The 20,902-nt window shown below is 65.2% G+C and carries 5 protein-coding genes; all 5 read right to left on the bottom strand.

Translation table 11 applies throughout. From position 1 onward, the window contains the following. Nucleotides 1-8 precede the first annotated feature (8 nt). Nucleotides 9-15,065: a VCBS domain-containing protein gene (locus tag QW887_RS13625; protein ID WP_316194613.1), complete on the bottom strand. Its 15,057-nt coding sequence runs from the start codon at nucleotides 15,063-15,065 to the stop codon at nucleotides 9-11. A gap of 411 nt (nucleotides 15,066-15,476) precedes the next feature. Continuing rightward, nucleotides 15,477-15,794 carry a hypothetical protein gene (locus QW887_RS13620; protein WP_315714632.1) on the bottom strand — a complete coding sequence of 106 codons (318 nt, stop codon included), beginning with the start codon at nucleotides 15,792-15,794 and terminating at the stop codon, nucleotides 15,477-15,479. 113 nt (nucleotides 15,795-15,907) lie between these two features. Next, entirely contained in the window at nucleotides 15,908-16,891 is a 984-nt protein-coding gene (locus QW887_RS13615; RefSeq protein WP_316194612.1) for a transglutaminase-like cysteine peptidase, read from the bottom strand. A 301-nt stretch (nucleotides 16,892-17,192) separates the two neighbouring features. Beyond that, complete coding sequence (locus QW887_RS13610; RefSeq protein WP_315749499.1) at nucleotides 17,193-18,527, bottom strand: HlyD family type I secretion periplasmic adaptor subunit; 1,335 nt, start codon at nucleotides 18,525-18,527, stop codon at nucleotides 17,193-17,195. A gap of 1 nt (nucleotide 18,528) precedes the next feature. Beyond that, the gene (locus QW887_RS13605; protein WP_316194611.1) at nucleotides 18,529-20,712 is read right to left on the bottom strand and encodes a type I secretion system permease/ATPase; all 2,184 of its coding nucleotides are present in this window, start codon (nucleotides 20,710-20,712) and stop codon (nucleotides 18,529-18,531) included. Between the last annotated feature and the right edge of the window lie 190 nt (nucleotides 20,713-20,902).

Raw genomic sequence — 20,902 nt, 5'->3', positions numbered from 1 at the left:
GGCCGGGATCAGACGTGGACCTGCGTCTGGGCGTGGCTGTTGTCGAGGATCATCTTGATGACGTCGTCGCCACCCGTAAGGTTGGTGCCGGTGTCCTTGAAGGTCGCCACATTGCTCCAGCCGGAGCCGGTATTGACCTGCAGCGTCAGGTCGCCGTTGTTCAGCACGCCGCTGCCATTGGCCGAGGCCAGGCTGGTGTGCCCGCCGCTGTCGACGAAGCGCACCGCGTCGGCATGGTTGCCGGACACGCTGGACAAGAGGCCCGAGAGGTCGATGACGTCGCCGGAGGTGCCGGTCTGGAAGTCCAGGATGGTGTCGAGCCCGCCACCGGCGAGATCACCGGCGTTCCACTTGAACGTGTCGGAGCCGCCGTTGCCCGTGAGCTGGTCGGAGCCGGCGCCGCCGATGAGAACGTCAGCGCTGCCCGATCCATTGATCGTATCATTGTAGTTCGAACCGATCACGCCTTCCATATTCTTGTAGCTGTCCGTGCCGAGACCAGGAATGGACACATTCGTGGCGGTCGAGCTTTGAGTCAGCGTCAACGTAAAACCGGCCGTCGCATCCGAGAAGTCGAGCAGGTCGATCCCTGCCCCGCCATCGATGGTGTCGTTGCCGCCGCCGCCGCGGATGATGTCGTCGCCATCGCCGCCATTGATCGCGTTGGCAGCACTGCTGCCGATAAGGATGTCGTCGCCCGAGCCGCCGGTCACGCGCTCGATATTGGCGATCGAGCTGAAGCCGGTGGCCGTGCCGGCGCCGAGATTGACCGTCACGTCCTCGCTGGTGATGTAGGTCAGGGTATCGCTGCTGCTGCTGCCGAGATCGGCGGTCACGGCCTCGATATTGCTGAGCTTGGTTCCGTTGACGTCGGTGATCACGCCGCCGGCAACCGTGACATAGATCAGATCCTGGGACGACGTCCCCTCGATGACGAACGTGTCGGTGCCAATGCCGCCGTCGACGGTGTCGACGCCGTCGTTGACGCCCCAATAGAAGGTGTCGTTGCCGGAGCCGCCGATGGTGACGTCGTTGCCGCTGCCGCCCCGGATGGAGTCGTTGCCGGCGCCGCCGTTGATGTAGTCGTTGCCGGCGCCGCCGAGCAGCGTGTCGTTGCCGCCGAGGCCGTAGATGCCGTCGTCGTCGGCACCGCCGTTGAAGTTGTTGCCGCCGCTCGACCCGATCATCACGTCGTAGCCGTTGTTGGCATTGGCCTCGAGCGGGTTGTCGACCGTGGCGGTGATCGCGTCGCCGTCGTTGGCGCTGTAGCCGGAGAGCCACGGGGCCGAACCGACCACCCACGACTTGTCCGACAGCGAGTTGATGGTGAGGTTGAGCGCACCATTGTCGAGCGCATTGAAGGCCAGATAGGTCGATACGGACGATACCGAGTCGGTGGCCGTGACCTTGTAGACATACAGGCCCGCGTCGTTGTTGCTCGGATCTCCGGTGAACTGATTGCCGGTCCGGTGGATCCAGCTGTCGTCGCCGGTCGAGCTGTAGACGAGGCTGTAGGTGTAGGTGACCGTCCCCATTCCGCCCGAGAACAGCGTCGCCGCGTCCAGGCTGACCACGTTCGGCGAGTCGCTGTTCTTCGACAGCGCATAGCGTCCGTCGGCGCTCGTGGTGTCCACCACGGCCAGCGGCGCGGGCTCATTCGTGCCGCTGATGGTCACGTCGATGACCTGGCTGGCCGTGCCGTCGACCGACTTCACCGTCAGCGTGTCATGCTTGACGTCGCCATTGTTGAGCGCCTGCACGTTGGCAGCCGAATTGTTCAGCGTATAACCCCAGTCGCCTGTCACCGCATTGAAGGTGAAGGTGCCATACGTCCCCGCCAGCGAAGCCGGCGTCTGGAACTGGGCTTCTCCGCTATCGACGTCGGTGACCGTCAGGGTCCCGCCTGCCGTCAGCGTGCCGTCCTCCTTGACCGCACCGCTTGCCATGCCCGCGATCGACGCCGCATCGTTGACGCCGTTCACCGTGACGGTGACGGTCTGCATCGTCGTCCCGCCGTGACCGTCATCGATCTTCACCGTATAGGTCTGATCGATATGGTCGCTGGCGCGCAGCGACTGGATGTCGGCGTCATTGACGGCGAACGTCCAGTTCACCTTGTGGCCGGTATTGTCGACCGTGGCGCTGAACGAGCCGTAGTAGTTGCTGCCGGCCGGTGTCGTGTAGGTCACGGTCTGGGCATCGCCGTCCACGTCGGTGAAGGCGATCGCGCCGGACGCCTGCTCCACTCCCGGTGTCACGACCGTGCTGGGCTGCACCGAGATGTCGTCGATGACGGCGCCGCCGCCGCTAGCGAACTTGATGGTGGTCGACGTCGAGGTCGCCGTGAACTGGTAGGTCTGCTCCGTCCAGCCAAAGTTCCAGGCGCTCGTCGTCAGAAGGGTTGTTCCATCGACGGCTGATGTCACGGCCGTACCGTAGGTCATCACGTAGAAGTCGACGGTATAGGTCACGCCGACGACGGTGCTGATGGTCTGGCTCATCGAGCTCGACGCGCCGTAGAAGTCGGCCGAGCCACCGTCCGTGCGGCCACCCACGACGGTGACGGCATGGGCGCCCCCGACCGTCCACGCATCCAGCGTGTAGAAGTTGCCGTTGTAGTAGCCGAACGAGCCGTTCTGGATCAGGTTGCCGCTCGGCGCCGCATAGGAGGCGTCCTCAGTGACGCTTGCCGTGGTCGTTCCCGCCCCGAAGGTCGGCGCGTGGTTCGGCGCCGTGACCGAGCCGGTCTGGCCGCTGGTCACGTTCTCGGCAAAGCCCTGGCCGTCGGTGTAGGTGACGTTGGCCGAGATCTTGTGGCCGACATCGTTGGAGCCCAGCGTGTAGGTCGAGCCCGTCGCGCCGTTGATGACGGCGCCGTCGCGCAGCCAGTGATAGACGACGTTCGACGCGGCACCATCCGGATCGCTGCCGAGATTGGCGGTCAGCGTCTGGCCCTGCGTCGGAGTGCCCGACACCGTCACCGTCGCAGCACCGTCATTGACCGGCGTGACCGTCAGCGCGAAGGCGTCCGAAACGGAATATTCGCCGTCCGAAGCGTAGACCGTGACATTGACCGCGCCCGCAAAATTCGCCGGCGGAGTGCCGCTGAACGTGCCGGTCGCCGCGTCGAAATGCAGCCAGGCCGGCAGCTGGTTGCCGTCGCTCAGGACCGCCTCCAGCGTCAGCGGACCGTTGCTGCCGTCGAAACGGCCGTCCACGTCGGCGAAGGTGTTGGACGGGATGGTGAAGCTGAACGGCTGATCTTCGGCCGAGTTGCGGTCCGCCAGCGCGTTCTGCAGGACCGGCGCGTCATTGTTGCCGAGGATCTGGATCGTCACCGTCTTGGCGGTGCCGTCCTCCGTGTAGACCGTGAAGCTGTCGGTCAGCGTGGTCTCGCCTTCCTTCAGCGCCTGGATTCTCGGGTCGTTGTTATAGATGCCGTAGGTCCACCTGCCATCACTGCCGATGTCGTACCAGCCGTAGCCGTTGGCCGTGTTCGAGGACGTCGCCTGCCACACATCGTTGTGCCCGTCGACGTCTGTCGCATTGAGGTCGCCACGCGCGATGCCGTAGAGCGGGCTGCTCTGGCTGTTGGCGATGCCGCCCTCCTCGGCGATGGTGCCGGTGGCGGCGCCGCTGATCACGGCCGCATCGTTGACGCCGGTGACCGTGATCTTGAGCGTCGCGGTGTTCGACACCGCGCCCGACGGATCCTTGTCGGTATAGGTGAAGGTGTCCACCGCGGGCACGCCCGCCGCCAGCGCATCGGCCTTGTCGGCGACATAGGTGTAGGAGCCGTCCGAATTCAGCGTCAGATGGCCGTAGGCGCCCTCGATCGAGGTGCCGACGCCCGCCCCCTGCGTCACGCTGCCGGTGCCAGCCACGACGCCGGACACGACGAGCGAGCTGACGGGGTTGTCGACGTCGCTGTCGGCCACCGAGCCGCCGGTCGAGCAGCGGATGACGCCATTCGCAACTGAGATGTTGAGCGTGTCATCCTCGAGCACCGCATGGGTGTCGGAGTTCGCCACCGGCGGGTGGTTGACGGGGATGACCTCGACGCTGACGGTCTGGGTGGCACTCAGATTGCCGCCGCCGACATTGCCGTTGTCGTTGATGGTGATCGTGACCGACCCCGGATGGTCGCTGTTCGGGGTGAAGACGGCAGAGGCCAGATAGGTGTTCAAATCGCTGATCTTGAACCCGCTCATCGAGAGCGTCTGTTCAGCGTTGAAGACGCCGAGCGACGGAATGGACAACGTACCGCCGGAGATGTCGAACCTCACGGACTCGACGACATCGCCGTCCGCGTCGGAGAAGGTGATCGCGTTCGCTCCGGTGAAAGCGAACGAGGCGCCTTCATTGGCCGTCACATGCGTCGGGGCATGGATCTCCGGCGCATCGTTCACCGGCGCCACGTTGATCGTCAGCGTGCCGGTGTCCGTCTGTCCGGCCGCATCACGCACCGTGTAATCCACGGTATCCGCGCCATAGAAGTCGGCCTTGGGCTTGTAGACATAGGTGCCGTCGGCATTGAAATGGATCGTGCCGCCCTTGGCCGTCGTGAAGTCGCCCGCCACCACGCTCAGCGTGTCGCCCGTGTCCGGGTCGCGGTCGTTGTGCAGAACGCCCTGCACCGCATTGGACACGGTCAGCGTCGTGTCCTCGTTCACGCTGGCCGTGTCATCCACGGCCGTGGGAGCATCCTCGATCGGGTTGATGTTGATCGTGATCGTCTGCGTCGCGCTCAGATTGCCGCCGCCGACATTGCCGTTGTCGTTGATGGTGATCGTGACCGATCCCGTCGCGTCGTTGTCGGCTGATGGCGTGAACACCGCCGACGCCAGATAGGTGTTCAGGTCGCTGATCTTGAACCCGCTCATCGAGAGCGTCTGGCTGGCGTTGTAGACGCCGAGAGACGGGATCGCGAACGTCCCGCCGGAGATATCGAACCTCACGGACTCGACGACATCGCCGTCCGCATCGGAGAAGGAGAACGCGTTCGCGCCGGTGAAGGCGAATGGCGTATCCTCGTTCGTCGTCACCTGCGTCGGCGCATGGATCTGCGGCGCGTCGTTGACCGGGGTCACCGTGACATCGATCGTCTGCAGTGCGGTGTTGACGACGTCGGTGTGGACGTTGCCGTCCGACAACGTAGCCTGGTCGGTAACCTCCGCGACCACCGACAGCGAGAACGTGCCGTTGTAATTCGCGGGCGGCGTGACCTGCAGCGGATGGCTGTCGAACGCGGCGATCGCGGCGGCGCTATCGATCACCCACTTGCCGGCGTCAGCGCCGGTTCCAGCATGGCCGACCGAGAAGGTCGCGCCGGCCGGATAGCCCGAAATCAGCAGCCGCAGGCTTTCGGAGCCGTCGGTGTCGGTGACGGCGGCGCTGATGAGCTTCAGGTTGATCGTGGTGTCCTCGGCACCCGAGGCCGGGCCGAGATCCATGAAGCCCAGCGTCAGCGCGTCCGCCTTCGGTGCGACGTCGACCGTGACATGCGCGGTCGCAGTGCCGCCATCGCCGTCGCTGACCGTGTAGTCGAAGCCGGCAACGCCCGAGAAGTTCTTGTCCGGCGTGAACACCGGATTGCCGTTGGAGAGCGAAACGGTGCCGTGCGTCGCGTTCGACACGCCGCTGACGGTCAAGGTGTTGTTGTCGACGTCGGTGTCGTTGTTGAGCAGGCTGAGCAGCGCGTTGACCGTGAGCGGGCTGTCCTCGCTCGCTTGCACCGCGTCGTCATGAGCCACCGGCGGCGTGTTGAAGACGCCGGTCAGCGTACGCGTGCCGTCGGTGAAGGCAAAGCTCTCATAGTTCGTGAACGTATCGGTCAGGCCGTTGTGGGTGACCTGCACGCCGATCAGCGTCACGCCGTCGGTGGCGAACACCTTGGTGTAGGTCGCATCGGCGAACTTGAAGCCGAACTTCACGGTGTCGGTGTCAGATCCGCCGTCCGACACCACGCTGGTGTTGCCGGCAAACCGGAAGAGATCCAGCGTGTCGTTGCCGGAGCCACCGTTGAACACGATGGTCGACGGCGCGATCGCGGTGCCGCTGATATCGGTGATCGTCACCGTGTCGCTGGCAGTGCCGCCGGTGATCGTGATGCGCTCGATCTCGTCGGCGCGGATGGTCGCTCCGTTCGGACCGTCATAGCGCACCAGAATGTCGGTGGCGTTGCTGGCGGAGGGATCGTTCAGCGTCGGATTGATCTCGGTGCCGGTCGAGGTCTTGCCGATGGTGAAATTGCGCGCATTTCCATCGCCCGTGATCGCGAGCACGTCGTAGTTCGGAAAGGTCGTGCCAGACTCCGAGCCGCCGTCGATGACGTCGCTGCCGTCGCCCACCGTATAGAGGAAGGTGTCGTTGCCGGCGCCACCGAACAGCCGGTCGCCACCTCCTCCGCCGATGATGATGTCGTTGCCGGCGCCGCCATACAGGACATCGCCGCCCACGCCGTTGCCGCCGACCAGAATGTCGTCGCCATTTGAGCCGTGGGCCTCGGTCACGCCGCCGAGCTTGTCGGTGCCGACCACCTTGTCGGTCACCGCGGCGCGGTCGGTCACGCTGTGAGCCCCGGCCGTCTCGCCGAGGACCGTCGCCGAGCTGTCGCCGAGATTGACGAACACAGGCGAATTCGGCGCGTCATAGCGAGTCGTCGTCACCGTGCCGGCAGCATCGACCCGGACGGTGAAATTGTTGGCGAAGACGTCGTGGTCGCGATCCTCGACCGCGAAGGCGAAATTGATGTCGAGATACTGGTCGGCGGCGCTCGAGGTCCCGATCGGCGCGGGGTGATCGAGCGGCTGCAGCAAGGTGAAATTGTAGGAGCCGGTGCCAGCCTCCGACAGCGTCACCGTGAACACGGCCGCATCGGCCGCGTTGCCCGTCACCAGACCATTCTGGCCGATGTAGCTGCCACCGCTCATGCGATAGGCGGTCAGCGTGGTGTGATCGGCCGACATGACGTAAGTCAGGCCGAAGCCGAGCGAGGTCAGCCCGGAGAGCTGGTGGTTGGCCGCATCGTAGGCGCGCACCGGCGACGCGCCGAGGAAGGTCACCGACGGACCGGAGCTGTCGCCATCGGCTCCATAGGTGATGCGCAGATCGACCGCGCCGGTCGAGACGCTGCCGGCTGCCTCCGAGATCGCGACGGTGTCGACGTCCTGCGACTGCGGGCTGTCATCGTTGACGGTGATGATGATCTGATCGTGCAGCGCAACGGAGTCGCCGTCGGAATCGGTGGCGGTCACCGCCGTCGACAGGTCGAGCGTCAGGGTGTTGTCATGACCGGTGCCGACATGGTCCAGCGCGCCCTTCAGACGGAACGAATACTGGCCGGTGTTGGCATCGACCTGGAACTCGAAGATCGTGACGCTGCCAGCCTTGGCGATCAGCGTGTTGTCGACCCCGATGCTGTAGGTCAGCACCACGCCGCCCGACGTCAGCGACAGCAGCTCGGGCGCGAGGTTGGTCTTCTCGACCGTATAGGTGCCGGGCCTGTCGGCGCCGAACGACACCAGCGAGCTCAGATTGCCGGTGAAGTAGGAATCGTTGCCGTTGCCGTCGCCGTTGAGGTCGCCGCCATGGTTGCCGGTCGCAGTCACTACCGTTCCGTTCGGCAGCTCGCTCTCATAGACTGCCGCTCTCAACACCGTCGCGGTCGCGACGGGGGTATCGTCATCGATCGTCACGGCGAATGACGAGCTGGCGCTGTCGCCATCCGCATCGGTGGCGGTGAAGCCGAAGGTCAGCTTGACGTCGTTCTCGTTCTGGCCGGCCGGATGATCGAGGTGCTTCAGCAGCGTGAAGCTGTAGCTACCTGCACCGGAATCATCGAGCGAGACCTTGAACACCTGGCTGGCCACCGACGGCGGGTTGCCGTTGGTCGGATTGCTGCCGGTGTAGCCATAGACCGTATTGCCGACGACCCAGAGCTTGACCTGGACGCCCTCGACCGTCAGCGAGCCCGCGTCCGACGTGGCGTTCTGGCCGTTGGTGATGCCGCTGAACGCGACCGCGCGGTTCACGCTGCCGCTGTTGTTGTCGTCGGCGCCCCAGGAGATCGCCAGCGAGCCGTTGGCCGTGACATTGGCACCGGCGACGTCGCCGGTGGCCGCTCCGGTGTTGCCGCCGGAAAGCCCATCCTCGTCGACGGTCCCGGCATCAGCCGTGCCGATCGCGGGCCGGCCGTTGTCGTCATTGATGGTGACGGTGAAGTTGCCGCCGGAGGCGGTATCGCCATCGGCATCGGTCGCGGTGAAGCCGAGCTTCAGCGACAGTGCATTGGTCTGGCCCGAGCCGACGTGATCGACATTGTCCAGGAGCTCGAAGGTGTAGCTGCCGGAGCCGTCGTCGGACAGCGTGATATGGAACACCTTGCGGTCGTTCGTCGTGAGCTGGCCGCCATTGTCGTTGGCGACGCCCCAGATCTCGGTGTCCGACACGCGGATGAACTGCACCGCCGTGCCGTTCGACGTCAGCGTCGGGCTGCCTGCGCCGGTGGTCTTGACCACGTCGCCGGTATGGATCGCGCTATCGAACGCGACGCTGCGATTGGCCGCGCCCGAATTGTTGTCGTCCGCGCCCCAATTGATGTTGAGCGCGACATTGGCCGCGGTCTGGGTCTGGAACACCTCCGCCTCGGCGGATCCGGTGGTGTTCTCGGTCACCGTCGCTGCGGTCGGCGAACCGAGCATCGGCACGTCGTCCTTGACCGAGACGGTGAAGCTGTTGCTGGACGTGTCGCCGTCGCCATCGGTCGCCGTGAAGCTGAAGGACAGCTTGACGATGTTCTCGCCGCTGCCGGCGGGATGATCGAGGGTGCCGAGCAGCTTGAAGCTGTAGGAGCCGTCGTTCTGGTCGCTTAGCGACACTTCGAACACGCGGGTGCCGTGGGCGAGATCGCTGCCGGTGTAGCCGACCAGCACGCCATTCTCGAAGCTGTACTTCACCGTCTGGCCGTCCGACGTCAGCGCCAGGTTGCGGCCTGCGCTGTCCTCGGCGTCGACATTCGCGCCTGCGCTCGTGTAGCGGAAGCTGACCGAGCGGTCGCCGAGCCCGCCGCCCGAGGTCTTGTTGCTGTCGTCGGAGCCCCAGCTGATGTTGAGGTCGCCGCTGACCGCGGTCGGCTCCTTGGAGGCATCGGTGCCGCCCGGCAGATCGTCCTCGTCGACGGTCCTGGCATCGCCGGCCGCCGCCACCGGCGCGGTGTCGAGCACCGTGACCTTGAAGCTGCTGGTGACGCTGTCGCCGTCGGAATCGGTGGCCTTGAAGCCGAACGTCAGCGGCAGGCTGTCATCGTTCTGGCCGGACGCCGGGTGGTCGATGTTGTCGTACAGCGTGAACTTGTAGCTTCCATCGCCGCTGTCGGACAACTGGATGGTGAAGACGGTGCGGTGATCCGCGGTAACCGCCGTCAGCAAGGTGCCGTCGCCGGAGATCGTGTAGCTGATCGCCGAGCCGTCGGAGGTCAGGCCCGTGGCGCCGGCGGCGGTCGTGAAGGCCACCGCGCGGTTGTGCCCGACACCCGTATTGTTGTCGTCGGCGCCCCAGGAGATGTCGAGGCTGCCGGTCTGGACCGTCGAGTTCGATGCATCCGGATGGCTGGTGTCGTAGCCGTCGGTCGGCAGGCTGGCCTCGCTGACGGTCTCGTCCTCGGGGCAGCCGACGGTCGGCACGTCGTCCGTCACCGCCACCGTGAAGCTGCTCGCGGCGCTGTCGCCGTCGGAATCGGTGGCCTTGAAGCCGAAGCTCAGCGCCAGGCTGTCGGTGCCCGACTTGCCATGATCGAGGTTGTCGAGCAGCGTGAACTTGTAGCTGCCGTCGCCGTCATCGCTCAGCGTGACGGTGAAAACGGTGCGGTGATCGGTGGTGACCGCGCTCAGCGTGGTGCCGTCGGACGAGACCACATAGCTGACCGCATAGCCGTTCGACGTCAGCCCGTCCGGTGCAGTCGTGTTGAAGAACGCCACCGAGCGGTTGTTGGTCGCGCCGGAATCATTGTCGTCGGCGCCCCAGGAAATCGCGAGACGGCCGGTCTGCACCGTCGAGTACGGCGAATCCGGGAACAGGACGTCATAGAGATCGGTCGGCAGGTTGGATTCGCTGACGGTCTCGCTCTCGGCGTGTCCGATCGTCGGGACGTCGTCGACCACGGTGACGGTGAACGTGCTGCTGCTCGAATCGCCGTCGGAATCGGTCGCGGTGTAATCGAAGGTCAGCTTGACGACGTTGCTCTCCTGCCCGGCCGGATGATCGAGATTGCCGAGCAGCTTGAAGGTGTAGGTGCCGGTGCCATCGTCATCGAGCGAGACCTCGAACACGCGCTGACCGGAATTGAGGCTGTTGCCGGTGTAGCCGACCAGCACGCCATGATCGAAGGCGTATTTCACCTGCTGACCGTCCGACGTCAGGCCACTGAGGCCGACGTCGCTGCCGTTGGTCACATGGACGTCGTCGGCGGCGTTGGACGTATTGGCGAAGCGAACCGAGCGATCGGCGGCGCCGCTGTCGTTGTTGTCGGCACCCCATTTGATGTTGAGCGCGCCGGTCACCTGAGGATCGCGGCTGCCGCCATCGTGGCCGCCGAAATCGTGACCGCCAAAATCGGGGCCGCAATCGCCACCGCCAGCGTTGAGATCAGCTTCGCTGATGCTCTTGGCCGTCCCGGTATGCGCCTCCGGGCTGTCGTCGTTGACGCTGACCTTGAACGTGCCGCTGACCTGGTCGCCGTCGGAATCCGTGGCGACGTATTTCAATGTCAGCGCGATGCTGTCCTCGGTGTTGGGCACCGGGTGGTCGAGATTGTCGAGCAGCGTGAAGCTGTAGGATCCGGAATCGAGGTCGGACAGCTTCACCGTGAACACGGCGGCATTGGCCTTGTTGCCGGTCCAGTTGCCGTTGCCGTCGATGTAATGCTGTCCATCGAAGCGGTAGGCCGCGATCAACGTGCCGCCTTCGCTGACGCCGTAGGTCAACGCGACGCCGTTCGAGGTCAGGTGCTGCGCGGCGAGCGTGGTGGTGGCGTCGGATGCGAAGGTGACGGCGCGGTCGCCGTTCACCGGGGACGCACCAGTGATCCCGACATTGCCGAGATTGTTGGCGCTGTCGCTGCCCCAGGAGATGCCGAGATCGCCCGTTGCGACCGTGTTCTGGCCGGGGACGTCGCCGGGCCCGCCCGCGAGCGCGGTCGGGAGCCCGTCCTCATCGACCACGCCGGTCGCAATCTCCCGGTTCAGCACCGGCGCGTCGTCGTTGATCTTGACCTTGAAGGTGTCGGAGACCGCATCGCCATCCGAGTCCGTGGCGACGAAGCCGAGGGTGAGCGTGACGTCGTCCTCGGTGTTGTGGGCCGGATGATCGATATTGTCGATCAGCGTGAAGCTGTAGGACCCCTGCCCCTGGTCGAACAGCGACACCGTGAACACCGCAGCCTTGGCCGGATCACCGGTGGCATGGCCCTCGCCGTCGACGTAGGTGTGATGCGCTTCATCGTAGCGGTAGGCGGTCAGCAGCGTGCCGTCGGAGGACACGGTGTAGGTCAGTGCGACGCCGTTCGACGTCAGATGCTGGCCGGTGAGCGTCGAGATCACGTCGGAGGCGAAGGTGACGGCGCGGTCGCCATTGACCGGCGCACCGTTGATGCCGCCGTCGACATGGCTGTTGGCACTGTCGGCGCCCCAACGGATGCCGAGGAAATCGGTCACCGTCAGATTGGCGCCGGCTGCGTCCTTGCCGTCCGAATAGGAGTTGCCGGGATTGCCGAGACCATCCTCGTCGACCACGGAGTAGCTGACGCGCTCGCCAAACACCGGGGCGTCGTCGTTGACCTCGACATTGAAGCTGCCGTGGATTGCGTCGCCGTCGGAATCGGTGGCGACGAAGCCGAAATACAGCCCTTGATTATCCTCGCTGCCGTGGACCGAATGATCGAGATTGCCGGTGAGATTGAACGTGTAGGAGCCCTGGTCCTGATCCGACAGCGAGACGGTGAACACCGCGGCGCTGGCGAGGTCCTCCGTCGGCTTGCCGTTCGCGTCGACATAGGTCTCGTGGGCGGCGTCGTAGCGATAGGCGGTCAGCAGCGTGCCGTTCTCGGAGACCTGATAGCTCAGCGCAATCCCGTTCGACGTCAGCCCCAGTTCCTCGAGCGAGGGAACGGTGTCGGCGGCGAAAGTGACGGCGCGATCGCCCTTGACCGGGGCGCCATCGATGCCGCCGTCGACATGGCTGTTGGCGCTATCGGCGCCCCACAGGATGGCGAGCGACTGGGTTACCGTGAGATCGGCGCCGGCGACGTCGCTGCCTTGCGCATAGCTGTCGCCGGCATTGCCGAGGCCGTCCTCGTCGACCACGCCGGCGCTCGGCGCATCGCCGAACACCGGCGCGTCGTCATTGACCTTCACCGTGAAGGTATCGGTGACTGCGTCGCCGTCGGAATCGGTGGCGACGAAGCCGATGTTGAGCGTGATGTCGTCCTCGGTGCCGTGCACCGGGTGATCGAGATTGCCCTTCAACTCGAACGTGTAGGAGCCGTGATCCTGATCGGACAACGCCACGGTGAACACCGTCGCATGGGCCGAATCCGTCGGCTTGCCGTCTGCGCCGACATAGGTCTCGTGCTCGGCGTCATAGCGATAGGCGGTCAGCAGCGTGCCGTTCTCGGACACGACGTAGGTGAGACCGAAGCCGTTCGAGGTGAGATTCTGGGCGTCGAGCGTCGCGACCACGTCGGCCGCGAAGGTCACGGCGCGGTCGCCATTGACCGGGGCGCCTTCGATGCCACCGTCGACATGGCTGTTGGCGCCGTCGGCGCCCCAGCGAATGCCGAGCGTATCGGTGACCTTCAGGTCTTCGCCATAGGCGTCGCCGTCATCCTTGTAGCTGTTGCCGGCGTTGCCGAGGCCGTCCTCGTCGACCACCGAATAGCTCGGCTTCTCGCCGAAGCTCGGGGCGTCGTCATTGACCTTCACCGTGAAGGTATCGGTGATCGCATCGCCATCGGAATCGGTCGCGACGAAGCCGATGTTGAGGGTGATGTCGTCCTCGGTGCTGTGCACCGGGTGATCCAGGTTGCCCGACAGCGCGAAGGTATAGGAGCCATGGCCCTGGTCTGACAGCGACACCGTGAACACCACGGCGCCCGACAGGCCCTCGCCTTCCAGCGGCTTGCCGTTGGCGTCGACATAGGTCTCGTGCGCGGCATCATAGCGATAGGCGGTCAGCACGGTGCCGTTCCCCGACACCTCGTAGCGCAGGGCAAAGCCGTCGGAGGTCAGATCCTGCGCCTCGAGCGAGGCCACCACGTTTGCGGCGAAGGTGACGGCGCGATCGCCATTGACCGGCGTTCCGTTGATGCCGCCATCGACCTTGTTGTTGGCGTCGTCGGAGCCCCAGCGGATTCCGAGCGTATCGGTGACCGTCAGGTCTTCGCCATAGGCATCATGGCCGTCGGCGTAGCTGTTGCCGGCATTGCCGAGCCCATCTTCGTCGACCACCGAATAGCTCGGCTTCTCGCCGAAGCTCGGGCCGTCATCCGCGACGTTGACGGTGAAGGCGCTGTTGACGGGGTCGCCGTCGGCGTCGGTCGCAACCACCTTGAAGGTCAGCGGCAGCGAGGCGTCGTTGGCGCCGTTGTGGTCGATATTGTCGGACAGCGTGAAGGTGGCGCTGCCGGAGCGGGTGTCGGACAGCGACACGGTGAAGATGGTGCGCGCGCCCTCACCCTCGCCTGCGGTCGCGATGATCTCGGTGCCGTTGGCCGACAGCGTGTAGGAGATGGCCTCGCCGTTCGAGGTCAGGCCCAGCGCCTGCAAGGTCGCGATCTCGGACGCGTCGAACACCAGCGAGCGGTCGCCGTCGACCACGGTGCCGTTGGAGCCGCCATCGACCTTGCTGTTGCCGTTGTCGGCGCCCCAGCCGATGTTGAGGTCTACGCTCGCGGTGGTCGGCTCGAAGCCGTCGCCGCCCACGACCTTGGCGACGAGCTCGCTCTCGCCGCCGCCTTCGCTGCCGCCGCCGGTGTGCTCGGCGACATTGATCGTCTCGACGGTGCCGGCGACCGGCGAATCGTCGTTGACGCCGATCACGATCGTCACCGGCGCGGTGTCGCCGCTGCCGTCGATGGCGATGACGTTGATGGTGAGGTTCAGCGTGTCTTCGGTGCCGAAGACCGGATGATCGAGCGGCTGCAGCAGCGTGACCGTGTAGGTCCCCGCGATCGTCGAGTTGGCGTCGAGCGTGACGGTGAAGACCTGGTTGGCGACGATCGAGGGATCGCTGCCGATATAGCCGATCAGCTCCGGCTGGCCGTTGACGGTGGTGATCGCAAAATGCACCTCCTGGCCGCCGGACGTCAGCCCGGCAAGACCAGGCTGTGACGCCGCGAACGCAAAGGCGCGGCCGATCACGTCGGTGCCGAAGTCGACGTTCAGCGAACCGGTGAAGCTCGTCGCCACGCCGCCGATGTCGCCGCTGCCGCCGGGCCGGCCTTCGGACAGGCCGTCCTCGTTGAGCACCACGCTGTCGGCAACGCCGGCGATTGGCGTCGGATTCGGCGTGACCGGGTTGTCGCCGAATTTGGTGGTGGAGTCCTCGGGTCCCAGCAGCCCGAGCGGCGTGCCGACGGTCAGCGGGTCGACCTTGAACGTCCCGAAGTTCGCGCCGGCGGGCACGCCGGGCGCACCGGGCGTACCCGCGGCGGGCAGCACCGACTGGTCGGTGGTGACCGGAAACAGCTCGGCGAACTGATCGCCATTGATGATTCGGTCGGGGCCGACTTCGAAGCTGACGTCCTTCAGCGGGGCGCCGTTGGCGTCGAAAACCGGGTCGATCGAGACCGTCGACTGATTGTCGAACAGGATGATCAGGCGGTCGCCGATCTTGACGAAGGTCAGCCGCTCGCTGGCGATATCGCTGAAATCGATCTGGCTCTGGCCGTCGAGATGAACCGTAACGGCTTGGTTGCCCGGCGGTTTCCCGATCTTGAGGTGCTTGGCCGAGGCGCTGGATGGCTGCGTGGACGTGCCGGTCAACTGGGCCAGCAGGACAGGAGCATTCATGCGCCAAAACCTCCAAATATGGGGCGCTTTGGTGGCGCTCCATTTCTATCGTTAAACTATTATTAAACGAGAATACGGGTCAATATTACCGGTTCTTGTTAATCGGATTTTAGGGACTTTGGGTAAATGCAGTCAAGTGCAGCGGCATTTATGAAGGGAAACAAGGCTGTGCCTATGCTTCCGTCCCCCGCGAGGCAGGGGCGGAACGACAAGAATAAATGGAGACAGAGCCCGGAGAATTACTGCTAATTGGCAGTTATTCGATCACACAATACTTGGGGAACAACACGCACGCTGTTGGGAATAAAAGCTTGCCGCCATGAAACGGCCGAAATGGAACCGGCCTCTCGCGAATTATTTGCGAAAGGCAGGAACTATTCTTGAGGAGCGTCGAAGTCGCGGCAGATTGCCTCAGATGCGACTGACCACGCAGGCCACCGGTTCGTATTTGCGGAAATACAACAATGCCTGGTCACCGATGCCATCGAGCCACACGCCGCGGCCCGCATAGCGATAGCCGTCGCCCATCGGGACGAGACGGACCGGAATCGCACGGTGAGGATGGAGGTAGAGTTGCGCGGTAACGATCTCGCCCGGCGCGAGCACGGGACGAGAGCGCAGCACGTAGCTGCCGCCATTCTCGCAGGCGATCGAAAACGCAGCGCCCGGCAGCATCACCGCGTGAGCCTGTGCACCGCCGATGAATCCACCGATCGCCGACAGGGCCAATGCCCCGCAAACCATGACTTGCTTGATATTCACCGCGGCCCCCTGCTCGCCAGCTTCCCTGCGCGCATTAAGACCGCAAATGACCTCGGCTACAAGCCGTTCACCTGCGACATTCAGAGCAGCAGCGGCCGCCCCGGATTCCCGCCGCCGCCGATGTCGGCCTCCGCCGCCGGCGTGACGTCGCTCTCGCTTTCGTGGTGCAGCCGCTCGGCATAGGGCGCAGCGAACAGGCTGACGCCGCGGTGATCGATGGCAAACAACGGCATGAAGGACTGCAGATCGCGGCCTTCCATCAGAGCGGCCCGCCGGTTGTCGAGCACGGACCATTTGCCGTCGAGCCGCACGGCGACGACGGCGTGATCCTGCCGCACGGCGAGGTCTCGGACCAGCAGCAGCTTGAGATCCGATTCGGGCGTCCCCGCCGCCAGCAGCAGCGCGTATTTGGCAATCGCGTAGTCTTCGCAGTCACCGAGTCCACTGCGCAAGGTCTGCAGTGGCGAACTCCAGACGTCCGGCAGGCCGTGTTGCTGATCGTCGCTGACGTAGCGCACCGCCTGGTTGACGCCGCGATTGATCATTTCCGCGCGCGTTCGGCCGTCGCTCGCCGCAGACGCCGACCGGGTCAGCGCGACGAAGAGGCGCTCCGAGGCCGAGCAGCGCGCGTCATCGCGGTTGCAACGTTCGACCGAGATCCGCTCGCTCGCCATCGCGCCCTGAATGCCGCGCCACTTCACCCACAGCACACCCTCGGGTGCGCGGAACGTCATCAGGCCGAACGGCTCGTCGCTGGGAGTCGCGACCGCGGGTCCCTGCGGAGCGTCGCTGACTGATCCCGCAGGCCCGGCCGGGTCGGTCGATGCGACTTCCACAGCAGCGGAGGCGGCGCGACGCAGGCCGTCATGCTTGGCAAGCACGGCATTGATGGTGAAGAAACGGACGGGCGGCGGTACCGGCAGCGCGCCATCCGCAGTGCCTTGCGGAGATCTACGATTTGAAGTCTCGGCAAACGCAGCGCCGGCACAACCGGCCACGACGGACAACACAAGCGCAAGTCCCAGCGCGCGCGGGAGAACCCGCGGCCGATCGATCCGCAACATCAGTGACGCCCCGTATGCTCCGGGGCATCGGCCGACGTCATCGCGTCGATCCCTGTCCCGGTTGTTATCGGATCAGGGATAGGGCCGGCGCTGCTGCGGGCCGGTTAAACCGCGGTGATGTTCGCCGCCAAGCTGCGAACGCGACTAATCACGGCCGACCAAATCGCGTCGCATTTGAACGATTCAGATTTTGGCAACGCTGTCCGCCGCACGGGGCGCCCCGGATGAGCGCAGCGGCATTCTGGGTCACACGCGCTTTCGTGGAGAACCCGGGTTTCGGTGCGCTCGCGCGGACGCCTGCTCAGCGCTCGCGCAGCGCCTCGTCACGCAGCATGCGGGCAGGCTTGACGAGATAGTCCAGCACCGATTTCTTGCCCGTCAGGATCTCCACGGTCGCGACCATGCCTGGGAGGATCGGAAGCGGCTGCTGGGCGGTGCCGAGATGGTTCTTCTCGGTGCGCACCATCACGCGATAGAAGGTCTCGCCGCGCTCGTTCTTGTCGCCCTTCTCATCGGTGATCGTGTCGGCACTGATGCGCTCGACGCGCCCGTGCAACGAGCCGTACACAGATGAATCATAGGCGCTGAGCTTGACCACCGCCTCGTGGTTGGGACGGATGAAGGCGATGTCCTGCGGACGGATGCGGCCCTCGACCAGCAGCGTATCGTCGAGCGGCGTGATCTCCATCAGGCTGGCGCCCGGCGCGACCACCGCGCCGATGGTGGTGACGTTGAGCTTGTTGACGATGCCGCGCACCGGCGAGCGCAATTCGGTGCGTCGCACCCGGTCCTGGGCCGACTTGATGTTCTCGTCGAGCACGGCGAGATCACCGCGGGATTTCGCGAGATCGTCTTCGGCCTGCGCGCGGAAGGCGGTGACGATGTTGAGCCGGCGCGAGCGCGCCTCCTGCACCGCCGCCTCGGTCTTCACGATGCTCGCCTGCACCACCGCGAGCTGGCCGCGCATGTCGGTCGCCTGGCGGTCGGCGCGCAGCATCTCGATCTCCGGCACCACCTTCTGGTCGAACAGCTTGCGCGTCAGTCCCAGCTCGCGATTGAGCAGCGCCAGCGTCTCCGAGAAGCGCTTCTCGGTGGCCCTGAGCTCGTCGATCTCCTTGCTCTTCTGCTGTTCCTGCTGCTGCACGACGTCGATGTCCTGCGCGAGCTTGCGTGCATGGGCGTCGAACACCGCGCGCTCGGTCTGCACCGCGCGCGGGGCGTCGGCGACGAGGTCGTCGGGAAACTCGACCGGGCTGCGGCCCTCGGTCTCCGCCGCGAGCCGGATCACCCGGGCCGCCATCGCGCCGCGGCGCTCGCGGATCTCGCCGAACTGCGAGGCGAAATTGGTGTCCTCGATGCGCGCCAGCGGCTGATCCTTCTCGACGATCGCGCCTTCCTGCACCAGGAGGTCGGCGATGATGCCGCCTTCCAGCGACTGCACCACCTGGGTCTGGCGCGACGGCACGACCTTGCCGTTGCCGCGCTTGACCTCGTCGAGCACAGCAAAATGCGCCCAGATCAGGAAGGTGAAGAACAGGCCGAGCGAGGCGAGCAGCAGCATCCGCGCCGTCTTCGGCGTGCGCAGCTCGACGGCAGCGCGAATGTCGTTGGAGAACGCGAAATCGCTGTGCGCCATGTCACCTCGTCCCCTGGACCGGCTTCACCGCGTGGCTCGCGGCCGGCGCCCCCGCGGGCTGCTGCGGACGAAGCATGGTGAGGATCTGCGCGGTCGGCCCGTCGGCGACGATCTTGCCGGAGTCGAATACCAGGATGCGGTCGACCAGCGACAACAACGACGGTCGGTGGGTCGAGACGATGATGGACATCTCGCCTTTGGCCAGAGACTTCAGGCGCTCGAGGAATTCGCCCTCGCTGCGGACGTCGAAATGTGCGGTCGGCTCGTCGAGGAAAAGCACGCGCGGCTTGCGGATCAGGACGCGCGCGAGCCCGATCGCCTGCTTCTGCCCGCCCGACAGGCTGCGGCCGCCTTCGGCGATCATCATCTCGTAGCCCTGCGGATGACCGGCGATGAAGGTCTCGACGCCGGCGAGCCGCGCGGCCTCCAGCACCTCCTCATCGGTCGCCGCCGGACGGCCGAGCGTGATGTTGTCGCGCAGCTTGCCGTAGAACAGGTCGGTATCCTGCAGCACGAAGCCGATGCCGGCGCGCAGATCGGCCGGGTCGTATTGCTGGATGTCGATCCCATCGATCAGGATGCTGCCTTCGGTCGGCGGATAGAACGCAGTGGCGAGGCGGCCGACCGTGGTCTTGCCCGAGCCGACGCGACCGATGATGCCGATCTTCTCGCCGGGCTTGATGTCGAAGGAGACGTTGTCGAGCGCCTTGGTCTGGCTTCCCGGATAGGAGAAGCTGACGTTCTTGAACTGGATGCGGCCCTGGTTGATCTCGCGCGCGACGTAGATCTTCTCCGGCGGACGCTCACGGTCCAGCGACATCAGCCGGTCGATCGAGCGCAGCGCCGATGTCGTCTGGGTGAAGCGCGTCATCAGGCCGGCGATGCCTGCGATCGGACCGAGCACGCGACCCGACAGCATGTTGGCCGCCACCAGCGCGCCGACCGAGAGCTTGCCGTCGAGGATCAGGAACACGCCGACGACGACCAGCAGCAGGCTGCAGAACTGGCTCGCGACGCTCGCCGCTGTCATCGCCATCGAGGCCCAGAACTGGACGTCCTCGCTGGAGCGCGCCTGCGCCGCCACCGAACGCTCCCACACCGTCTGCACCCGGCTCTCGCCGGCCACCGCGCGGACCGTCTCCATCCCGTTGAGCGATTCCACGAGAATGCCGTGACGCGCGGCGGATTGCGCCTGCATCTGCCGCATCGCGCGTTCGAGCGGCCGCTGGATCAGCAGCCCGACGGCGATCATCACCGGCAGCATCAGCAGCGGAATCCAGGCGATGGGACCGGCGATGATGAACAGCACGATGATGAACACGACCGCGAACAGCATGTCGGTCGCCGACACCACGGTGCCGGAGGTAAAGAACTCGCGCACCGAATCGAAGTCGCGGAGCTGATTGGCGAGGATGCCGACCGATGGCGGCCGCTTGTCCATCTTCAGCGACATCACGTGCTCGAAGATGTTCGCGGCGAGCACCACGTCGATCTTCTTTCCGGTCATGTCGATGATGCGGCTGCGCACCACCTTGAGCAGGAAGTCGAATCCGATGGCCAACATGAGGCCAACGCCGAGTGCGACCAGCGAGGGGATCGCGCCGTTCGGGATCACGCGGTCGTAGACGCTCATCGTGAACAGGGGCGCGGCCAGCGCCAGGATGTTGACGATGAACGCGGCGATCGCGACATGGCCGTAATTGGCGCCGAAGCGGCTGACCACCGACCAGAACCAGTGCGTCTTCGGCACTTCACCGGCTGCCGCCACGCGCGGATCGGCAATTGTGGCGGGCCGCACCAGATAGGCGAAGCCGACATACCGCGCCGCGACCGCCTCGAAGCGCTCGATCGCCGGCTGTTCGCGGCGCGAAGGATCGACGATGGTGAGACGGCCGGCGGCCTCGTCGATCGTCAGCAGGATGCGCGTGGTGCCGTCGTGAAACATCAGCACGCAGGGCAGCACCAGCGCGGGAATATCGCTCAGCGGCCGTTCGACCAGTTGCGCCTCGAGCCCGGCCCGCTGCGCGGCGCGCTCGTAGAGCGCGATGCTGAGCACGCCGCTGTCGAGCGGCAATCCGGACAGCAGCGCGCTGCGGCTCAGGGCGCGGCCGTGATGAGCAGCGAGGTAAAGCAGACTGTCACTGAGAGGATCAGCTGCTGGTGCGGCTGCGCTCATCTGGGGCATCACGTGCGCCGTCTCTTCGAGCTCGAACCTTGTCGGACGAATGTTCAACGACGCCTCGGAAATCCATCTGGCCCACCGAGCAACGCGGACCGGCACCCATTGCTTCTTGCTAATAATTTGCCTTAGCCTAATTCTTTGGCCCGCACTTGGCTTTTCTGAGATTTTTATAGGTGTTTCGCGACAAACTCAG

Origin of the sequence: Bradyrhizobium sp. SZCCHNRI3052 (assembly GCF_032484895.1) — a bacterium.
Lineage (GTDB): Bacteria > Pseudomonadota > Alphaproteobacteria > Rhizobiales > Xanthobacteraceae > Bradyrhizobium.
This window is presented reverse-complemented; position numbering and strand designations above follow the sequence as displayed.

Bases quoted from the DNA above. Each gene is read 5' to 3' on its own strand.
- QW887_RS13625 (WP_316194613.1), bottom strand. From the start codon at position 15,065: ATGAATGCTCCTGTCCTGCTGGCCCAGTTGACCGGCACGTCCACGCAG.
- QW887_RS13615 (WP_316194612.1), bottom strand. From the start codon at position 16,891: ATGTTGCGGATCGATCGGCCGCGGGTTCTCCCGCGCGCGCTGGGACTT.
- QW887_RS13605 (WP_316194611.1), bottom strand. From the start codon at position 20,712: ATGCCCCAGATGAGCGCAGCCGCACCAGCAGCTGATCCTCTCAGTGAC.
- QW887_RS13610 (WP_315749499.1), bottom strand. From the start codon at position 18,527: ATGGCGCACAGCGATTTCGCGTTCTCCAACGACATTCGCGCTGCCGTC.